This window comes from Archangium violaceum, assembly GCF_016887565.1.
Taxonomy (GTDB): Bacteria; Myxococcota; Myxococcia; order Myxococcales; family Myxococcaceae; genus Archangium; species Archangium violaceum_B.
On the sequence record NZ_CP069396.1, the window covers coordinates 3,828,961 to 3,848,214 of the forward strand.

Sequence of the window (19,254 nt, forward strand, 5' to 3'; positions counted from 1 at the left end):
GAGCGCTTCGGCTCGATTGCTCAGCGGTGCACGTCCCCTCCTCTCCGGGTGTTGGGTGAACCAATGCTTTCGTCCCGCTCCGGTGCCCGGTATGCATGCCGCATGAATCGTTTTCTGGTTGCCACGACAGGGGCCCTGTTCCTCGCCACCACCGGCTGTGGGAACACGGAGGAGCCCGAGAAGAAGGAGTGCCAGCTCGAGGCTTTCGACCTGTCCGCTTGTGACCGGTCGGGGTTCGCCACCGTGAAGACGGATGGCATCTGGCACGTGAACGTGTCGCTGTCGGGCTCCACCACGCCGGGGGCGATGAGCCTGCGCGAGCAGGGGTTTCTCTTCGGCGTCGCGCTCACGGAGCGGCAGCTGGGGGGCGACACCTTCTTCCTGGGCAGCGACTTCCAGCCCACGGGCTACCAGCCCCTGCGCTTCGCGCTCGCGGGGTGCCAGTCCTCCACGCCGGATCAGGTGAAGGGCGAGTTCCGCCGGTGCGTGAGTGGCGCGGCGGACCTGAAGGGCACCTTCGAGGCGGTGCGCCTGTCGCGGCTGGCCGGGGAGGCGGAGGCCTCCGGGTTGGAGCTGGTGTCGGAGGTCGCCCTGCCGCGCGGCTCGCCGGTGGATGTCTTCGTCGCGGGCGGGTACGCCTACGTGGCGGCGCAGGCGGACGGGCTCTTCGTCTACAAGCTCGACGGCACGGCCGTGCCCGAGAAGGTGGCTGAGGTCACCCCCGTCAACGACATCTGGCACCAGGTCTGGGTGAAGGGGCAGACGCTCTACGTGTCCAGCAGCGTCCAGGGCATCCACGTCTACGACGTGAGCAGGCCGCAGGCCCCCAAGTGGCTCAAGACGCTCCCGAGCTCCGCCGTGGAGGTGTGGGGCCTGTTCGGGGAGGGGGATCGGCTTTACGCGATGTCGCCGTCGCCCCGGGCCGAGGTGCTCATCTACGACGTCTCGGCGCCCGAGTCGCCCCTGCTGAAGTCGCGCTACATCGTGGAGGACAGCAACCCCAACGCGTCGGAGCTGCCCTTCGGGGGCATGGCCTTCGACAACCGGCTCTACATCGGCCACTGGCGCTACGGGCTGGCGGTGGCGGACGTGACGGATGTCACCAAGCCGTCATCGCTGGGCCGCTTCCGCTACGAGAACGCCACGAGCCGTCCGGTGGCCGTGGGCAAGATTGGAAATCAAACCATCGCCTTCGAATCCAGTGAAGGCTGGGGTTCTCGGGTGCGTGCGCTGGACGTGACGGACCCCAAGAACATCACGGAGCTGGGCAGGTACGAGCTGAGGCCGGAATCGACGGTGAGCGGACTGACGTTGGTGGGGTCCAGGTTGTACGTGGCGCACAACGTGGACGGACTGAGGGTGTTGGACGTGTCGGACCCGAGGAATCTCCGGCCCGTGGCGTACTACAATACGTGGAGGGAGACGGACCCGGGCCGTGGACGCGCGTTCCTCGACGGCCTCAGCGGAGTGAAGGTGCCGGGTGATGGACTCATCTACGCCACCGACACTTCGCGCGGGTTGCTCGTCTTCCGTGAGCCATGAGTGAGGAGCATGAGCCAGACCGAGTCGAAGAAGTGTGAGCGTTGCCAGACCCTTCCGGAGAAGCTGGAGCTGGAGGGGCCGGGACGGCTCTTCCTCTGGCTTCCCCTGGGCCACAGCTACGGGAAGTTGGTGCGGATGCTGGGGGACTCGGGGCGCGAGCACCAGTCGCTGCCGCAGGCCCAGTGCGTGGCGGTGCGGTTGGATGGTGCGCACCTGAGCGGCTTCGTGGCCGATGTCCTGGGTGCGCTGACGGGCGAGGAGGCCAAGTCCACGCGAGCGCTCTTCGTCGAGGGAGGGGGCGAGCCGGGGCTCGGGGATTTCCCCCGGGTGGTGTCGCTGCCGCAGTTCTTCACCCTGACGCGGGCGGGCTGGCTGGTGGACCTGCTGGCCGAGAAGCGGGTGACGAGCTTCTACCAGCCCATCGTGCACGCGAAGGACACGCGCCAGGTGTACGCCTACGAGGCGCTGCTGCGCGGCCTGGAGCGGGACGGCTCGCTGGTGTCACCCGCGAAGATGCTGTCGCTGGCGCGCGACGCGGACATGCTCTTCCAGCTGGATCTGGCGGCGCGGCTGTCGGCGGTGCGCGAGGCCGCGCGGCTGGGCATCCAGGCGCCGCTCTTCATCAACTTCACGCCCACGGCCATCTACGATCCGGCGTACTGCCTGCGCTCCACGGTGGCCGCCATCTCCGAGCTGGGGATTCCCCCGTCCAACGTGGTCTTCGAGATCATCGAGTCGGACCACACGCCGGACGCCAACCACCTCAAGACGCTGATCGCCTACTACCGGCAGGCGGGCTTCCGGGTGGCGCTGGACGATCTGGGAGCGGGGTACTCGTCGCTGAACCTCATCCACCAGCTGCGTCCGGACATCATGAAGCTGGACATGGAGCTCATCCGCGGCATCCACCAGGACGCCTACAAGGCGTCCATCACGGAGAAGCTGCTGGAGCTGGCGCAGAAGCTGGGCATCCTCACGGTGGCCGAGGGAATCGAGACCCCGGAGGAGCTGCGATGGGTGCGCGCGCACGGGGTGGACTTCGTGCAGGGCTACCTCATCGCGAAGCCGTCGAGCCCGCCCGTGTCGGCCACGCCGCACTTCATTGATTGACGAGCGTGGTGTCCTGGCGGTTGATGCTGAGCCGCCAGGCCTCGTGCAGCTCGAACCCGGCGGCCTGGAGCTGTCGGCGTGCCACGTAGAGGTTTCGCTGCGCCACGTCCTCGTCGACGGTGGACAGGCGCGCGAGAGCGCTCTGGATGAGGCGCACGGTCTGGCCGCGGCCGGTCTCGTCGGCGATGGACAGGGCGGTGGAGAGCTCCTGGCGCGCGGAGACGAGGGCCGGGCCGATGGATTGCTCGCCGCTCTCGAGCTGCTGGTCCGCGGAGATGAGCCACTCGTAGGCACGCGCGAGGCTCGCCACGCGCTCCTGACGCAGCTGCTCCAGCTCGGTGGCACGGGCCTGCTGGGTCTCCTGTTGTTGCTCCAGTGACTGGAGGCGGCTCTGCTCCTCCTCCTGCTGGGCCAGGAGCTGGGCCCGCAGGGTGGCCACCTCGAGGCGGAGCTCCTGGAGCTCCAGCTCCTGGGCGGCGCGCACCTCCTCCTCGGAGGGTTGGCGCACCAGGGCCGGGTCCTGGGTGTCAGGGGAGTCCGCGGGGGTGTCCGTCGCGGGCGTCTGTCCGAGCAACAGGGTCAGGGGGAGTGCGAGCCAGGCATTCATCCCCACGAACCTGTTCACCGGGGAACGTTCCGGCACCGCCAGCTCCCTCTCCCCCTGGGAGAGGGTGGGGGTGAGGGTCTGCCTGCCCGTTCTCCTCAAATATCGATGCGGAGCCCCACGCCGGCCTGGACGGTGGGAGGAGCGACGACGATGGGGGGGATGACCTGCTGACCCATGCGAGTGGAGGGCAGGTCGAGCGCGAAGCGGAACTCGCCGCCCTTCTGGCCGTAGTTGACGGCGACGAAGGCCTCGACGCTGAGGTAGCGCAGGGCGCGGTGGGTGACGTCGAGGCGGGTGGTGAAGGAGCGGTCCGAGAGGTTGCCCAGGTTGGACAGGATGAAGTTGGTGTCGTCCCAGGAGCCGGGCCCGGCGAGGAGCGCGTAGACGGAGGCGTAGTGCTGGCCGAGGTAGAAGGGCTGAAACTGGCCCTGGAAGATGAGGTACGGGTAGGCCAGGGAGGTGGGGTAGCCGGTCGAGTTGTAGAAGTACTCGACGCCCACGGTGGCGGTGTCGTTCTCCGAGTAGGCGAAGGTCCAGGTGGCGCCGCCGCTGACCTGGGGGGTGTAGCCGTCGGGGTAGTACGCCTCGATGGGGAGCGAGCCCAGGTCCGCGGGCGCGCCACCGCCCTGGACCTGGCCGAGCAGGTCGCCGAGGGAGACACCCTCGGGTACGCGGTACATGGGCGTGTCGGAGCCCTTCTTGAGGGCCAGCTCACCGTAGATGTCGATGGGGCCGAGGGCGGAGGAGAAGTCGAAGCCGACGCGGGGCTTGCGGCCGCGCTGGAGCACGGCATCGAGGCCCAGCTCCATCTGGCCGAGCACGACCTCGGCGCGAGCGGCGCCGCCGATGCGGCCGAGGGTATTGGCGGGGCCGGCGTTGTCGAGCAGGCCGATGGCGTAGAAGTTCCAGCCCTTCTCCTCCCAGGGCACGTGCACCTTGAGCATGGTGGCGCCGGTGCGCGTGTCGAGGAGGGCGAGCGGATCCCTGCGCTGGGGGCTGAGGAAGTCGGTGGGGTTCCAGAAGCGGGAGGTGCCCCACTTCACGTGCTGCTTGCCGGCGGTGATGAAGAGCTTGCGGCCCACGTCGAAGCGCAGCCACGCCTGGTCCAGGAGAACCTGGGGGGCGGCGGAGATGTTGGACGTGGAGGTGCCGGTGGGGATGAGGCTGCCCGAGCCCTCCTTGCGGGTCGGGTCGAAGGTGAGCCGTCCGAGCACGAAGCCGCGCAGGCGGTCGGTGGGGCGGGCATCGAGGTAGCCATCCACCAGCATGGGGGCGGAGAAGGAGGTGTTGCCGAAGGACACTCCCTCGCTCCCCTGGGTGGAGGCGCGCAGGTAGAAGCGGCCGCCGATCTTCAGCGGATCCTCGACGGCCTCCTCCGTCTCGAAGGCGTCGGTGGCGGCGGGGCCGTTGAGCGCCTGCGCGTCACGGTCCTGTTCGGAGTTGGCGGCGGGCGCCTGCGCGGCCTCGGGCTGCTGCGTGGAGGCCGGAGCGGACGCGGGGGCGTCTCCGAAGAGGGCGCTCTCGTCGGGGCGGGGCTCCTCGGCCGGGGCGGGCGAGGGCTTCGCCTCCGGGGAGTCCCCACCGAAGAGGTCTCCCTCGTTGGGGCGCTCCTGGGCGAGCGCGGGCAGCGCGGCGAGCGCCGCGGCGAGGGCCAGGGTGGTGCGGGTGCTCATCGGCTTTTGCTCTCGAGCCAGGCCTTGGTGAAGATGTTCTCCTCGAGCGGGCGCAGGTCCACGGTCTTGATGACCACGACGGTGGAGTTGGCCTTCTCCACCTCGTCATAGAAGCGCATCTCCTGGGGGTACCAGACGTCGGCCTTCTTGGACTCGCTGAAGAGCTTCTGCCACTTGGGGTAGTAGGCGGTGCGCATGAGCCGGCCGGAGAGGGCGAACTCCTGGCGCTTGAGGATGTTGGACGTCTCCTTGTCCACCCACAGCTTCACCACGGGGTAGGCCACGTCGATGCCCTCCTTGGCCTTGAGGGAGAGCTTGTAGGTGGTGAACTTGCCGAGCTTCTCCTCGCCCTCGAAGGTGGAGTCGTACTCCTCGGCCAGACGGGACTCGTCGAAGTCGGCGCGGCGGCTGTCGGTGCCGGCGATGCGCTCGCGCTCGGTGCGCCGGTCCCACTTGCCGGTGTTCGGGTCGTAGCTCCAGAGGTTCTTCTCCATCCGCAGGTAGCCCTTGCCGGACTCGCCCTTGGGCTTGGTGAAGAGGATCATCAGCTTGTCGTCGGAGTCGCGGCGGTAGATGAGCGCCTCGCGCACGACGTCCGCTTTGTCCTTCTCCTTGGTCTCCAGGTACATGAGCGACTTGTAGTCGCCGCCGTTGCGCTGCCGGTCGTCGAGCGTCTGCAGCAGCTTCTTCATCTCCGCCGCGTCGAGCGCGGAGGCGGCCGGAGCAGCGAGGAGCACCGCGGCGAGCGCGGCGCCCAGGAGGTTGCGCGGGGTCATGGCAATCATCCGATGTGGTGCATCGCCGTGACGGGCTTCATCCGCGCGGCGAGGAAGGAGGGGATCAACGAGATGAGGGTGGTGCACAGCGTGATGAACGTGATGGCGCCCATCATCGAGCTGGGGTTCACGACCAGGTGAAGCTTCTCGGACATGATGAAGACCTGGACGACGACGGGCACGGAGAGGTCCGCGGCGTTGAAGGCCAGGCACACGCCCAGGCCCACCAGCGCGCCCACCGCGGTGCCGATCAGCCCCAGCACGAGCGCTTCCAGGAGGAACATCACCAGCACGTACTCGCGCTGCATGCCGATGGCGCGCAGGGTGCCGATCTCCCGGGTGCGCTCGCGGATGGCGATCCACAGCGTGTTCATGATGCCGATCGCGATGATGACGAGCAGCACGATGGTGAGGGCGAAGGTGAGCGCGTCGAGCGCGGACACCGTCCATTTGATGAAGGAGATTTCGTCCTCCCAGTTGGTGATGTCGATCTTCTGCCCCGTCCAGGCCTCGCGGTTGACGGTCTCGAACTTCATGAAGAAGGGCTGGGGGTTGTGCTCCATCATCTGGTAGCCCAGCTCGGGCAGGCGCTTGAAGAGGCGGGCCTGCACGGCGGGGATGTCGGCCATGTCCCCGAGGTAGAGCATGAGGGCGCCGGTGGCGTCCTCGCGCAACTGGTAGAGGCCGCGCAGGCTGGCGTTGGGCACGTAGACGTTGAAGGAGCTGAGCATGCCCACGTTGGCGGCGATGGCCGCCACGCGCACGTCCACCGTGTTGTTGGTGCCGCGCATGGTGGGCGCCGACAGGGTGACGGTGTCACCCACCTTCACGTCGAGCTTCTTGGCCTGCTCCTCGAAGAGGAGCAGGGTGTTGGGCTGGGCCAGGTCCTCGAGCTTGCCCTCGCGCACCTGCACCACCTTGCGGAAGCCGGTCTCGGCCTCCACGTCGATGCCGCCCACGCCCACCTGGATGGAGCCCGTCTCGCTGACGAGCTTGACCCAACCCCGTGCGCGCTGCACGGAGTACTCCATCTCGGGGACTTCCTTGCGCAGCTGCTCGAGCAGCTTGGGGTAGCTGGTGACCACGGGCGCGGCCTGGCCGGCCGTGACCTTGTAGAAGCCGGCCACGTTGACGTGTCCGGTCATCAGCGTGGTGGCGGACTCCAGCATCGTCGCCTTCATGCCGTTGGACAGGCCCATGAGGATGACGAGGAGCGCCGTGACGCCGGCGATGGCGCCACCCAGCAGCAGGGTGCGGCGCTTGTGGGTGCCGAGATTGCGAACCGCGATGAGGAAGAGCTGTTGCATGGCTTCACTCGTCCGTCTGCATCGCCTGGAGAGGCGAGACCCGGGTCGCGAGGAACGCGGGGTAGAAGGTGGAAAGGGCGGACACCACGAGCACGATGACGAAGGCCTCCACGAGGTTGGACGCGTGCAGGCTGGGGAAGAGCCGGGGCCCGGAGAAGAAGAAGTAGAGCGCCTCGTTGCCGGCGGGGATGCCCGCCGTGCCGAGCATCCGCATGATGACGCCGCCCACGGTGGCGCCCATCGTGCCGAACACCAGGCCCAGCACCAGCGTTTCCACCAGCACCATGTTCAGCACGAAGGAGCGCTGCGCGCCGATGGCCCGCATGGTGCCCACCTCGCGCACCCGCTGGAGCGTGGCCATCATCATCGCGTTGTTGATGATGACCAGGGCCACCACGAAGATGATGAAGACGGCGGCGTAGAGCACCAGCTTGGCCACCAGGACGAACTGGCCGATGAGGCCGGAGGCCTTCTGCCAGGAGACGACCTTGAGCGGCAGCCCCGAGCTCGTGCCCGCGGCCTGGAGCTCGGCCATGGTCTGCTCCAGCTGCTCCGGATCCTTCAGGAGGATGGCGGCGCTGAGCACCACGCCGTTCTCGAGCTCCTGCTGGGTGTACACGCGGTTGGCCAGCTCCTCGCGGCGCAGCTTCTGGGCGAGCCCGTCGAGCTGCTGGTCCTCGTCGATGAGGCCGGGGGTGGCCTCGGCCACCAGGGAGGCGCTGCCCTCGTCGCCGAAGAGCGCCGACTCGGCGTCCTCGCGCTTCACCTCCTGCACACCGCTGGCCTTCTGCAGCTCGGACAGCTCGGCCTTCTTCTCCGCGGTGAGGTAACCGTAGAGCTCGCGGAAGGACATCAGGTCCATCAGGTTGAGCGAGCCGGCCACCGCGGACTTCTCCAGGCCCTCGAAATCGTAGGTGCCGTAGATCTTCACGTTCACGCTCTGCACGTAGCCGGTGCGCGTGAAGGCGGTGATGGTGAGATCGTCCCCGAGGCGGATGCGGTACAGGTCGAGCAGCGGTGCCAGCTCGTCGTAGAACTGCTTGTAGCGGGCGTCGAAGTTGGCATCGGTGATGGCGAAGAAGGCGGGCAGCAGCTTGCCCAGCTCCGTCTCCTGGCTGCCCAGCACGCGCTGGAGCCGCTCCGTGGCCTGCTTCGTCTTGATGGGATCGAGCTGGAAGAGGATCTCCCGGGTCTGGGACTGGTTGTCCTTCACCCAGCGCTCCAGCTGCGGATCCATGGCGATGGTCTTGTGGTTGAGGTCGCGCGCCTCCTTGATGAGGTCCAACCGGCGCGCCGTCTTCAGCTTGAAGGACTCCTCGTAGAAGAACTTGGACAGGAGCATGCCGCGGCGGCCCGCGGGCACTGGCGCGCCGTCCACGATGCGCATGCGGTCGAAGGTGTTCTGGAAGTTGACCAGGTCGGTGCCCACGTAGCGGATGTAGAGCATGTCCCCATCCGTCACCTGCGGGGCGATGCGGTTCTCCAGGAACTCGAGCGAGCCGAACGGGTCCTTGTCGAAGTCGGCCCAGAAGGACTCGGAGCGCGCGCGGGCCAGGGCCTCCACCTCGGCGGGATCCGTGGCCTTCTCGTCGACGATCTCACTGCGCCGCTTCAGGTCCTCCTCGAGGAGGGAGATCATCTGGCGCACGTGGGCCTGGAGGCTGAGGATCTGCTCGCGCAGCTCGGGCGTCTCGCCCTGGGCGGCCTTCTTGTAGAGGTCGCGCAGGCGGGCGAGCGTCAGGTCCACCGTGTTGCCGGAGGTGATGAGGGCGCCGCTGGTGCCCATGGGCACCACCGTCTTCACGTTGGGGTGCTGCTGGACGACCTCCTTGATGCGCGCGAAGTCATCCAGGGCGGACAGGTCCGGCTCGCCGCCCATCTGCCCGAAGAGGGCCAGCTCGTCCTTGGACCGCTCCGAATAGACCTGGAGGTGGCCCGCGACGCTGCCGATGATGCTGCGGCTCATCGACTCGTCCACGCTGTCGACGAGGGCGCCGCCCACCACCACCAGCACGGTGCCGAAGAAGATGATGCCGCCGATGAGGAGGTTGATCTTGCTGACGAACAGGTTGCGCAGGGCGACCTGAAGCAGGAGCTTGAGCTGGCTCATCAGTGTCCTCCGGCGGCCAGGGCCTGCTGGGCCTCGGCCGGGGAGACGCGGCCGAGGATCTTCCCGTCCGCCAGCTTCACCACCGCGTTGGCGTGGTTCATCACCTTGGCGTCGTGGGTGGAGAAGATGAAGGTGGTGCCCTCCTTGCGGTTGAGCTCCTTCATCAGGTCGATGATGTTCTGGCCGGTGACGGAGTCGAGGTTGGCGGTGGGCTCGTCGGCCAGCACCAGCTTGGGCCGGGTGACGAGCGCGCGCGCCACGGCCACGCGCTGGCGCTGACCGCCGGACAGCTCGTTGGGGCGGTGCTTCGCGTGCTTCTCCAGGCCCACCTGCTCCAGCAGCGTCATCACCCGCTGCTGGCGCTCGGTCGCGTTCAGCTTGCGCTGCAGCAGCAGGGGGAACTCCACGTTCTGGAAGACGCTGAGCACCGAGACCAGGTTGAAGCTCTGGAAGATGAACCCGATGGTGTGCAGCCGCAGGTTGGTGAGCTGCCGCTCGGTGAGCAGCTTGGTGTCCTGGCCGTCCACCTTCACCACGCCCGAGCTGGCCGTGTCCACGCAGCCAATCAGGTTGAGCGCGGTCGTCTTGCCGCTGCCGGACGGGCCCGCGATGGAGATGAACTCGCCCGGGTACACCTCGAGGCTCACGCCGCGCAGCGCGGGCACCTCCACCTTGCCCAGGGTGTACGTCTTGGTGACGTCGGTGAGGGAGACGATGGGCTGGGCGCCACCGGGTACGGAGGAGAGCTGGGTCATGGTGGATGCGGTCCTTTCTGCGAACCGTGGGAAAAGGGAAGGAAGGCTAGCGGGTACCGCTCCGGCGCTGGCGGGCGGAAGGGGAGGGGGCTCGGGTTGCCTGGGTGCCGGGCTTGCGGGCGAAGCGGGCGCGCCAGCGCTCGGCGGCACCGGACAGCTCCTCGCTGTAGAACGCGCAGAACTCCACCGTCTCGCGCAGCTTGACGCGCTTGCCCCGGCCGGGGCTGGCGAGCGCGTCCTGGCACAACCGGCTCAGCGCATCCATGGCGGAGACCGCCAGCTCGAGCCGGTGGTCCCAGCCGACGCTGTTGAAGACGTAGTAGTGCCGGCGATCACCGGGGATGCTGGCGGGCTCCACGGTGCCGCTGGTCTGAAGCTGGCGGATGTTGGTGGAGACCGAGGCCGGGCTCACCCGTAGCAGCCGGGCGATCTCGCCCAGCGCCAGCGGCTCGTCGGCCAGCAGCAGCAACCCGAGGATGCGGCCGCCGATGCGTGGAACGCCCTGGCGCTCGAAGAACAGGCCCATCGACTCGATGAACCGTTCCTCCTCGGCGCTCATACCGGTACGACCCATGCGCGGCATCCCCCCCCCCAATGGGAAGTCGCGCCCGGTCTACTGGTGTCAGGACGTTCAGTCAATACTGAATGGACTGATGCCCGGCCCACGTGGGCCTGGGTGGATGTGCGTGGCGGTGGCCTCACATACCATGAAGAGATGCTCGCGGCACCGGAGGGGGGCCGCGAGCGAGAGGAGGTTGCCCGGGGGCAACCTGTTCCAACCTGGTGGGACGCGACACCTACTTGTGAATGTCGCCGGAGCCGCTCTCGTCGCCGGAGCCGCCCACGTCACCGCCCAGGTTCTGGTCCTTGTCCATCCCCTGGTCCAGGCCCGAGCCGCCCGTGTCACCCGGCTGCTGGTTGATGCCCTTGTCGGAGTCCAGGCCGCTGCCGCCCATGCTGGTGTCCAGCGAGATGCTCTTGGCGACGTTGCTGTCCTTCTCCACGGTGAAGCTGGTGCGTACCTGCTGGCCCTCCTTGAGGTCCTTGGCGCCCTTGACGCCGGGATCCTGGAACTTGGTGTCCTTGTTGATCTTGATGGCGATGACGCCGTTGTCCGTCAGCAGGCTGAGCTGGTTGGAGCCGCTCTTCACCACGGTGCCGGAGATCTGCTTCTCGCCCATCTGCTGGGTGCCGCCCATCTGGCCCTGCGCGCCGGCGCCGCCAATGGCCTCACCGCCCATGGGCTGACTGCTCTGGGTCTGCGTATCCTTGCCCCTCTCCTGGTCCCCGGCCAGCGCCAGACCAGAGCCCAACAGCGCCACGGACGCGACCAGCCCCACAAGCTTCTTCGTCATGAGATGTTTCTCCTCTTCGAGCGGGGCCGTGCCCCCATGGACGTGTTCCCCCGCTGGGCAAAACCTAGGTGCGGTGTGGGTAGCGGCCAGGGACGAGGCTGGAAACGGTCGAGCCCGGTCCCTCCCCGGGCGTCTCTTCGTTGAACGGCGCGCTGCTCGTAGGGCAGGCGGCTTGAACCGGGAGGGCCTTTTCCCCTACCGTCGGGGAATCCGACAGCGCCGACCTTCCGGCCGGCACACACAGGAGCCTTCTTCCACCATGCCTCCGCCGTCCAAGCAGACCGCGCCCGCAGCCGATGCCCTGCCCACGCCGTCCTTCCCGGCCATCGAGACCTTCATCGAGCGCGCCACCGCCGAGGAGGTCCAGTCGCTCTTCTCACCGGTGAAGAACGAGCTGGCCAACCTCAAGGGCCCCAAGGCTGAGCAGGCCAAGAAGGTCCAGGCCGCCATCTCCCGGACCGAGGAGCTGCTCGGCGTGCTCCTGGAGACGCGCGAGCGTCTGGTGGCCGAGGCGAAGTCCAAGGGCCGGAAATAACTGGAGTTTTTGGTGGGCTGATCGTTTCCGGCCGGATCACACGCAACTGCGTCGGACGATCACCGATAATGCAGACAGAGAGCGCCGGACCCGCCGGGCTCTGAACCTTGGTCGTTGCATTGCCTGGAGAGGAACCATGACGAAGATCGACAGCTCCCTGAACATGCCGCGGATGTCCACCAACATGACGACGGCTCGGGTGACGCCGGACACCAGCTTCTCCGCTCGCGTGCAGTCGGGCGTGGGCACCGCGGCCAACGTGGTGGCCGGTGGCGTGGGCATGGCGGCCAACCTGGTCCCCGGTGGCTCCGTGGTGTCCGCGGCGGTGTCGTCGCTGACCACCTTCGGTAACTCGAGCGGCTCGGGCTCGGCCCCCTACTACGGCGCGGCCCTGGCCTCGGGCGGCGTGCCCATGAACACCACGGTGGGTGCCAGCAGCGGCGGCGCCATCCCCGGCGCGAGCGGCCCCGCGGTCTCCAACAACGGCCAGGTCAGCCTGCCCGGTGGCGGCGGCGTGAGCGGCGGCGAGTTCAACGGCGAGATGCAGAGCATGTTCGCCGAGCAGAAGAAGCTGCTCAACGTCCAGATCTCCATGCAGCGTGAGAACCAGGTGTTCTCCACCATTTCCAACGTGCTCAAGACGCGGCACGATACGTCCAAGAACGCGATCGGTAACATCCGCTAGCGCCCACGCGCTGGTGGTTTCACGGGTCCGGCGCCCGGGGGGTGGTGGTTGCTCCCTCCGGGCCGTCCCGGACTTGGAAAGGAAGCGGCACTCAGATGGCGGAGACTTCGGAGATCTCGGGCAGCCTCGTCCCCCTCGCCAGGCGCGAGGCCATGATTCTTCTCGAGGCGGGCTACCTGTGGCTCGACATGGGCCAGTTCGAGAAGGCGCGGGAGGTCTTCGCCGGGGCGGCGGTGCTGATGCCCAAGAGCGAGGTGCCCCAGCTGGCGCTCGGTTCTCTCGAGTTCGCCCAGGGCCGCCACGACAAGGCGCTGCAGGCCTACCGGGCCGCCCAGCGGCTCGCTCCCAACTCCGGTCTTCCCCGGGCACACGCGGCCGAGGCCCTGCTGTTCATGGGGAAGGTGCCCGAGGCCCTCAAGGAGCTCAAGGCCGCCGTGGATGCGGACCCCGAGGGTGATGGGGCGCGCCTGGCCAAGGCGCTGATGGACGCGAAGGACGCAGGGGCCCTGCCCCCGCCCTCCGCGAAGAAGTAGAATGCTTCGATAGGAGGTCATGCCGATGTCGGTCGGTGGAGTTGGACGAGGCGGCGGAAAGGGACGTGCCGGGGGCGCCAAGGGGCCCTCAGGCAAGGCGCCAGCCGGCAAGGCAGAGTCGTCTTCGTTCGGCGGTGCGGTGGACCGCGCCTCCGGACTGGTCGGCCCGTCGGGCGCGGTGGGCTCGGGCAACGTGCAGGGTCCGCAGGCCGCGGATCCCATCACCGCCCAGGCGCTCGCCATCGCCAAGCAACTGAAGAATGGGAACTTCAAGAGCAAGGACGAGGCGACGCGCAAGCTCGTCGCCGAGGTGCTCAAGGAGAAGCTGCGGATGAAGTCGACGGCCTTGACCAGCAAGATCGCCGACGCGCTGCAGGATGACCCTCGTCTGAATCAGGCCCTCGAGCGGTTGTGGTCGAAGGCCGAGTGAGCGGCGCTCTTGGGTCTCGGGGAAGACAAGAAGGTTCTTCTGGAGAAGTACGGCCCCTACGTGCGGTCGCTTGCGTCGACCGTGCGCAGGCAGTTCTCCGCCCAGCTCGAGCTCGATGAGCTCATCGCCTACGGTCAGATTGGCCTCCTCGAGGCCGCCGACCGGTTCGATCCCAAGGTAGGCGCCAACTTCCTCACCTTTGCCCACTACCGCATCAAGGGGGCCATCTACGATGGCCTTCGCAAGATGGGGGTGCTCAAGGGGGGAGATGCGCGCAGCGCCTACGCGGGCGAGCGTGCGACGGCGTATCTGGGAAATCTTTCGGATCGCGAGCAGGGAGGAGGCAACCGCGGGGGGTCCATTGACGATGATGTCATGGACATCTCCAACGCGGTGGCGGGGCTGGCGATGGTGTTCGCCACCAGCCTCGAAGGGGCGGATGGGCTGGGCTTCACGGACGAGTCCCTGCCGGTGGATCAACGGCTGGAGCTCGAGCAGCAGCGGATCCGTGTGAGGGCGGCCATCGACAAGCTGCCGGAGAAGGAGCGCCGGTTGCTGCAGGGTTACTACTTCCAGGGCAAGACGCTGGAAGAGGCGGGGGCGGAGATCGGGCAGTCGAAGAGCTGGGCGTCTCGCCTGCATGCGCGGGCGATCGAACGGCTCAAGGAACTGTTGAACGAGGAGGAGTCTTCCTCCCCTGAGGATACAAGGAGGCAGTCACATGGCGGGTCCGATGGCCGGCGTGTCGGCGGCGCAAATCGCCCAGCAGAAGTTGCAGGACCAGGGCGCGCAGCAGGTCAACAAGCAGGGGGCGTCGAAGTTCGACGCGGCCCTCGCTAACAAGGCTCAGGCCGCGGGCGGCCCGGAGCAGGTGCAGCAGGCCCAGGCCGCTCAGAAGACGCAGCGCGCCGAGCAGGTGCGCCAGACCGAGTCCGTCAACAAGACGGAGAAGGCGGCGCTCAACAAGGTCAACACCGCTGCCCAGGAGCCCGCCACCGCGCGCGGCGCCGAGGCCGTCGGTGGCAAGCAGGAGACCGCCAAGACCGGCAACAACATGCTGTCCCACGTGGTCAGCGAGCTGGAGAAGGGCCAGGTCAACATGGAGAAGCTCATCAAGGCGGGCGCCTCCGGAAAGACCTTCTCCAACGCGGAGCTGCTGTCGCTCCAGGCCGGTATGTACAAGTACACCCAGGAGCTGGACCTGACGAGCAAGGTCGTCGAGAAGGCCACCAGCGGCCTCAAGGACACGCTGAAGACCCAGGTCTAGTCTCTCGGCTGGTCGTCTGCTTCTCGAAGGGCGTCTCCTCGGATGAGAGGGGGCGCCCTTCCTCGTTTCCCGCCTGTTTCCGGGTTGGGTCTTGTTGGAAACAACGCCACGCATCTAAGCTAGGCCCGCCCATGACGCTCCGACCGTACGCGCTCGCCGCCCTCCTCGCTCTCGTGGTGGGGACCGGCTGTACCATCGACCTGCAGCACGAACTCTCCGAACAGGACGCCAATGAGATCTACGTCCTGCTCAGCAAGAACGGCATCGCCGCCACGAAGATGAAGGAAGAAGGCGGCAATGAGCTGCGCTTCCGCATCGTCGTTCCCAAGGCCGACGCGGCCCAGGCCGCCGAGCTGCTGAAGGCGTACTCGCTGCCCCGTCCCATGGAGAAGGGCCTGAGCCACTTCGCCAAGGGCGGCATGGTGCCCACCGCCACCGAGGAGCGCGCCATGCTGCTCAAGGCGCTCGGCGGCGAGGTGTCCAACGCGCTCAACCAGATCGACGGCGTGCTGGAGGCCCGGGCCATCGTGATGATCCCGGAGAACAATGACCTCACTCAGCCGGAGAACAAGCCGATGCCCTCGGCGTCGGTGTTCATCAAGTATCGGCCGACGGCCAAGAACGAGTCGCCCATCAAGCGCGAGGACGTGCAGCAGTTCGTCTCCACCGCGGTGCCGGAGCTGAAGCCGGAGGCGGTGACGGTGCTGCTGACGCCGGCCATCGCGGGCGAGGCGGAGGTGAGCCCGGAGAGCCGTCTGCAGGATGTCATGGGCATGCGCATGACGGCCGGCAGCGTGAGCCAGTTCCGGATGATGGCCGCCGTGGCCGTGCTGCTCATCCTGGCCTCCATCGGCCTGTCGGCGTGGTCGTTGATGCGCGGGGGCGGCGTGGCCGCCACGGCCCGCGCCAGGCCCAAGCAGTAACGCGAGTCCTCTCCGTCGTTTTCTGGAAACGTCTCCCACCCCCAGGGTGACCGTTGGATCAGTTCCTCACGTCGCTGAGCAAGCGCCAGACGATGATGCTCCTGACCGCGATCACCTTTGGTGGTCAGGAGGGGGTCGGTGCGCTGGAGCATCTGCCCGAGGACGAGGGGGAGATGCTCCAGCACCGTGCCCAGGAGATCCTCCAGATCCCTCGTGACAAGCGGATCCCCCTGCTGGTCCAGGAGATCAAGCGCCTGATGAAGGACCGGCGCGGCCAGCTCTGGAGCGCGGATCCGGAGCGGCTGGCGGCGTTGCTCAAGCGCGAGCGCCTCGCCCTGGTGGAGGTGGTGCTGCGCGCGCTGCCGGCGCCGCTCGCGGACTCGGTGCGCTCCCACCTGCCTTCCACGGGGCGGGTGAAGCTCACGCGCGAGGTGCGGCCCCAGGTGCTGGACATCGTGCGCTGGAAGCTCGAGGAGCTGCTCGCCCGCGAATCCTCGGCGCACGTGCCCTTCAAGTTCACGGACGTGCTGTTGCTGCAGACGCGCGAGCTGCTCACCGTGTGTGATCGGCTGGGCGCTCGCGTGCTGGGTCCGGCGATGGCGAGCCTGCCGGACGCGGAGCGGGAGCCGGCCGTCGGGTCGCTGCCGCCGCACCTGCGCCAGCTGGCCACGCGGGCCGTGACGGCCAACGCCGCGCGCAAGATGGCCGAGGAGGACGCCAAGGCGCAGCTGGAGCAGTACGGGGGCCTGCAGAGCCTGGCCGCCGCCATCCGTGGCGCCGGCGTGCACCGGCTGGCGCGCGCGAGCGTGGCCCAGTCCCCCGAGTTCGCGGCGCGCCTGCTGGAGAAGCACCGCGGCGACTTCGGACAGATCCTGGCGAAGTGGGTGCGCGACGAGCGCGCGAAGCCGACGAGCCGTGGCGATGGTGGCCGCACGGACATCGTCACGGATCTGGAGCGGCTCGCGGCCCGGGGTCTCATCGAGCGCCCGGTGCGGCTCACCCCGGCACGGCCGCCCGCCCTCGGACCGCCTCCTCCCAGCGTCAAGCCGGCACCGGCGGCCCAGCCTCGCGGACCGTCCATGTCGCGCGAGATGCGCGCGGGGGCCAGCTCCGAGCCCTCCTCGGTGCGCCGGTCCGCGTCCTCGCAGTCCGTCGTCGGCGTGCGGAGGGATCCGATCGCCGAGCGCGAGGCCCGCCGGGCGGGGGCCAGCCCGCGCAGCTACGTGGGGCGCCCGGAGGACGCGGACAACTCGCGGGTGAGCCGGGTGTCCACGCGCAACTCCCGGGAGAACCCGCCCGTGGCACCGGATCCCACCGGAGCCCGGATCGGACCGGCGCCGTCGCGGGGCACCCGGTCCCGTGTCGACGAGCGGCTGGGGGAGGACTCGGAGGTCTCGCGCGTCTTCCGCTCGCCGGTGGCGCGCACGCACAGCCGCAGTGCCGTCCCCCGCGACAATCCCGAGGTCGAGCCCGATCGCCCGCCCAGGGTGCTGGGGACCAGCACCTCCCTGCCCGCCGTGCAGCCGGAGGGGACGCGGGTCCAGCGGCGCTCCCGCTCGGGCGTACAGCCGGCGACGACCGGGCGTGGACCGAGGGGCGGAACGCGATAGCATTCCGCGGACAAGGAGCTTTCCATGGCGATCGGCAAGGTGATCAAGGGTGACTCGGCGGCCGAGCCGGCACCCTCTGGGGGAGATCGGCCGGTGCTGCGGCCTCCGCGCCCGGGTGTGATGAACGCCGAGGTCTTCGAGGCCCGGCAGAGCGCCCAGGGCATCATCGAGGAGGCGCAGAAGGAGAAGGAGCGCATCCTCGCGGAGGCCCAGAAGGAGCGCGAGGACGTGCTGGCCAAGGCGCGCGAGCAGGGCAAGCAGGAGGGCATGGCCCAGGCCACGGAGCTCATCCTGCGCGCGAAGATGCAGGCGGGGGAGATCCTCGCCCAGCAGGAGCAGGACGTGGTGGCCCTGGCGTGCAAGATCGCCGAGAAGATCATCGGCCGCGACGTGGAGCGCGATCCCACGCTGCTGGTGGACATCTGCGCCAAGGCCATCGAGGAGCTGCGCAACGCGCGGGCGGTGGTGCTCCGGGTGAATCCCAAGTCGGCGGCGGTGCTGCGCGCGCGCAAGGCGGAGCTGATGGAGCTCATCGGCCGGGCGGTGGATGTGGCCATCCGCGAGGACCCGGACGTCGCCCCGGTGGGCTGTATCGTGCAGACGGAGTTCGGCAAGGTGGACGCGCAGCTGCCCACCCAGTTCGAGATGCTGCAGAACGTGCTGTTCCCGGACCAGGGCAAGAAGGAGGGCCCTCCGTAGCCATGGCTCTCGATCTCTCGCGCTACTACTCCCTCATCAAGGACGCGCCGCTGTACCGGGTGCGCGGCCGCGTCACCGAGCTGACGGGTCTGGTCATCAAGGCCAGCGTGCCCGGCGTGCGGGTGGGCGAGCTCGTCATCATCAAGGGCGCCAGCCGGGCCGCGGTGAAGGCCGAGGTGGTGGGGTTCCAGGGCGATGAGGTCATGCTCATGCCCCTGGGCGAGCTGTACGGCATCGGCCCGGACAGCGAGGTCATCCCCACGGGCAGGCCGCTCTCCATCAAGTGCGGGGAGGAGCTGCTGGGCCGCGTGCTCAACGGCATTGGCGAGCCCATGGACGGCAAGCCCCTGCCCGAGGGCATGCTCGACTGGTCGGTGGACCGCGACTGCCCGGACCCCTTCAAGCGCCAGCGCATCGAGCGCCCGCTGCCCCTGGGTGTGCGCTGCATCGACGGGCTGCTCACCGTGGGCGAGGGCCAGCGCGTGGGTCTCTTCGCAGGTTCAGGCGTCGGCAAGTCGACGCTGATGGGGCAGATCGCCCGGAACACCCAGGCGGACCTGAGCGTGGTGGCCCTGATTGGCGAGCGTGGCCGCGAGGTGCGCGAGTTCATCGAGGACGCCATGGGCGAGGAGGGCATGAAGCGCGCCGTGCTGGTGTGCGCCACCTCGGACCAGCCCAGCCTGGTGCGTCTGCGCGCCGCCTACGTGGCCACGGCCATCGCCGAGTACTTCCGCGAGCGCGGTGGCAACGTGCTCTTCATGCTCGACACGGTGACCCGTCTGGCCCGCGCCCAGCGTGAGATCGGCCTCGCCATCGGTGAGCCTCCGGCGCGCCAGGGCTACCCGCCGAGCGTGTTCTCCATGCTGCCGCGCATCCTCGAGCGCACGGGCAACTCGGACAAGGGCAAGTGCACCGCCATCTACACGTGCCTCGTGGCCGGCGGTGACATGGAGGAGCCCATCGCCGACGAGGTCCGCGGTATTCTCGACGGCCACTTCATCCTCAACCGTGCCCTGGGCGAGCGCAACCAGTGGCCCGCCATGGACGTGCTGGCCAGCCTCTCCCGTGTGATGAGCGGCATCGTCTCCAAGGAGCACAAGAAGGCGGCCGGCAAGCTGCGCGAGACGCTCTCGACCTACGAGAAGCAGCGCGACCTCATCCTCCTGGGCGCCTACCAGTACGGCACGGACCCCCGGACGGACTACGCCATCGACAAGTACGACGCCATCATCGACTTCCTCAAGCAGGACACCCACTCCAACAGCCCCTTCGAGGAAACCGTCCAGAAGCTCATCGGGCTCTTCGAGGATTAACGGGGCGGGGGCATTCCGGGCTAG

20 protein-coding genes are annotated in these 19,254 nt (G+C 68.3%); 12 read left to right on the top strand and 8 right to left on the bottom strand.

All coding sequences use genetic code 11. The features are described from left to right. Window positions 1-102: 102 nt before the first annotated feature. Both JRI60_RS15840 and JRI60_RS15845 read left to right on the top strand, forming a co-directional pair. Entirely contained in the window at window positions 103-1,542 is a 1,440-nt protein-coding gene (locus JRI60_RS15840; RefSeq protein WP_204226702.1) for an LVIVD repeat-containing protein, read from the top strand. 9 nt (window positions 1,543-1,551) lie between these two features. Further along, a complete protein-coding gene (locus JRI60_RS15845) occupies window positions 1,552-2,652 on the top strand; it encodes an EAL domain-containing protein (protein ID WP_204226703.1) in 1,101 nt (366 codons plus the stop codon). Here the strand turns inward: JRI60_RS15845 and JRI60_RS15850 are convergent. The 8 genes from JRI60_RS15850 to JRI60_RS15885 form a co-directional block, all read right to left on the bottom strand. Further along, window positions 2,642-3,295 carry a hypothetical protein gene (locus JRI60_RS15850; RefSeq protein WP_204226704.1) on the bottom strand — a complete coding sequence of 218 codons (654 nt, stop codon included), beginning with the start codon at window positions 3,293-3,295 and terminating at the stop codon, window positions 2,642-2,644. The two genes, JRI60_RS15845 and JRI60_RS15850, sit on opposite strands and share 11 nt — an antisense overlap. A gap of 59 nt (window positions 3,296-3,354) precedes the next feature. Continuing rightward, the gene (locus JRI60_RS15855) at window positions 3,355-4,932 is read right to left on the bottom strand and encodes a hypothetical protein (protein ID WP_204226705.1); all 1,578 of its coding nucleotides are present in this window, start codon (window positions 4,930-4,932) and stop codon (window positions 3,355-3,357) included. Then, window positions 4,929-5,708: an outer membrane lipoprotein-sorting protein gene (locus JRI60_RS15860; RefSeq protein WP_204226706.1), complete on the bottom strand. Its 780-nt coding sequence runs from the start codon at window positions 5,706-5,708 to the stop codon at window positions 4,929-4,931. Before JRI60_RS15860 ends, JRI60_RS15855 begins: the two co-directional genes overlap by 4 nt. Before the next feature lie 5 nt (window positions 5,709-5,713). Next, window positions 5,714-7,015 (bottom strand): ABC transporter permease, encoded by a 1,302-nt coding sequence (locus tag JRI60_RS15865; protein ID WP_204226707.1) that lies wholly within the window; start codon window positions 7,013-7,015, stop codon window positions 5,714-5,716. A 4-nt stretch (window positions 7,016-7,019) separates the two neighbouring features. After that, window positions 7,020-9,125 carry an ABC transporter permease gene (locus JRI60_RS54510; RefSeq protein ID WP_204226708.1) on the bottom strand — a complete coding sequence of 702 codons (2,106 nt, stop codon included), beginning with the start codon at window positions 9,123-9,125 and terminating at the stop codon, window positions 7,020-7,022. Continuing rightward, window positions 9,125-9,880, bottom strand: a complete 756-nt coding sequence (locus tag JRI60_RS15875) for an ABC transporter ATP-binding protein (RefSeq protein WP_204226709.1) — start codon at window positions 9,878-9,880, stop codon at window positions 9,125-9,127. Before JRI60_RS15875 ends, JRI60_RS54510 begins: the two co-directional genes overlap by 1 nt. A gap of 46 nt (window positions 9,881-9,926) precedes the next feature. Then, window positions 9,927-10,454 carry a GbsR/MarR family transcriptional regulator gene (locus JRI60_RS15880; RefSeq protein ID WP_239470545.1) on the bottom strand — a complete coding sequence of 176 codons (528 nt, stop codon included), beginning with the start codon at window positions 10,452-10,454 and terminating at the stop codon, window positions 9,927-9,929. 223 nt (window positions 10,455-10,677) lie between these two features. Next, window positions 10,678-11,235 carry a hypothetical protein gene (locus tag JRI60_RS15885; protein WP_204226710.1) on the bottom strand — a complete coding sequence of 186 codons (558 nt, stop codon included), beginning with the start codon at window positions 11,233-11,235 and terminating at the stop codon, window positions 10,678-10,680. A 259-nt stretch (window positions 11,236-11,494) separates the two neighbouring features. On the opposite strand from JRI60_RS15885, the gene JRI60_RS15890 reads away from it, so the two are divergent. From JRI60_RS15890 to sctN, 10 genes are all read left to right on the top strand, one after another. Then, window positions 11,495-11,770 (top strand): hypothetical protein, encoded by a 276-nt coding sequence (locus JRI60_RS15890; RefSeq protein ID WP_204226711.1) that lies wholly within the window; start codon window positions 11,495-11,497, stop codon window positions 11,768-11,770. Window positions 11,771-11,906: 136 nt separating this feature from the next. Beyond that, on the top strand, window positions 11,907-12,455 hold the full coding sequence (locus JRI60_RS15895; protein WP_204226712.1) for a hypothetical protein: 549 nt from the start codon (window positions 11,907-11,909) through the stop codon (window positions 12,453-12,455). A 95-nt stretch (window positions 12,456-12,550) separates the two neighbouring features. After that, the gene (locus tag JRI60_RS15900; RefSeq protein ID WP_204226713.1) at window positions 12,551-12,988 is read left to right on the top strand and encodes a tetratricopeptide repeat protein; all 438 of its coding nucleotides are present in this window, start codon (window positions 12,551-12,553) and stop codon (window positions 12,986-12,988) included. Between the two features lie 25 nt (window positions 12,989-13,013). After that, complete coding sequence (locus JRI60_RS15905; protein WP_204226714.1) at window positions 13,014-13,418, top strand: hypothetical protein; 405 nt, start codon at window positions 13,014-13,016, stop codon at window positions 13,416-13,418. A gap of 9 nt (window positions 13,419-13,427) precedes the next feature. Further along, complete coding sequence (locus tag JRI60_RS15910; protein WP_204226715.1) at window positions 13,428-14,258, top strand: sigma-70 family RNA polymerase sigma factor; 831 nt, start codon at window positions 13,428-13,430, stop codon at window positions 14,256-14,258. Next, window positions 14,140-14,685, top strand: a complete 546-nt coding sequence (locus tag JRI60_RS15915; RefSeq protein WP_239470546.1) for an ATP-dependent helicase HrpB — start codon at window positions 14,140-14,142, stop codon at window positions 14,683-14,685. The genes JRI60_RS15910 and JRI60_RS15915 overlap by 119 nt, the downstream gene beginning before the upstream one ends. A gap of 131 nt (window positions 14,686-14,816) precedes the next feature. After that, complete coding sequence (locus JRI60_RS15920) at window positions 14,817-15,608, top strand: type III secretion protein (protein WP_204226716.1); 792 nt, start codon at window positions 14,817-14,819, stop codon at window positions 15,606-15,608. Between the two features lie 53 nt (window positions 15,609-15,661). Next, window positions 15,662-17,218: a hypothetical protein gene (locus tag JRI60_RS15925; RefSeq protein ID WP_239470547.1), complete on the top strand. Its 1,557-nt coding sequence runs from the start codon at window positions 15,662-15,664 to the stop codon at window positions 17,216-17,218. Window positions 17,219-17,242: 24 nt separating this feature from the next. Continuing rightward, window positions 17,243-17,917 carry a FliH/SctL family protein gene (locus tag JRI60_RS15930; protein ID WP_204226717.1) on the top strand — a complete coding sequence of 225 codons (675 nt, stop codon included), beginning with the start codon at window positions 17,243-17,245 and terminating at the stop codon, window positions 17,915-17,917. A gap of 2 nt (window positions 17,918-17,919) precedes the next feature. Beyond that, window positions 17,920-19,230 carry a type III secretion system ATPase SctN gene (gene sctN, locus JRI60_RS15935; RefSeq protein WP_204226718.1) on the top strand — a complete coding sequence of 437 codons (1,311 nt, stop codon included), beginning with the start codon at window positions 17,920-17,922 and terminating at the stop codon, window positions 19,228-19,230. Window positions 19,231-19,254: the final 24 nt, after the last annotated feature.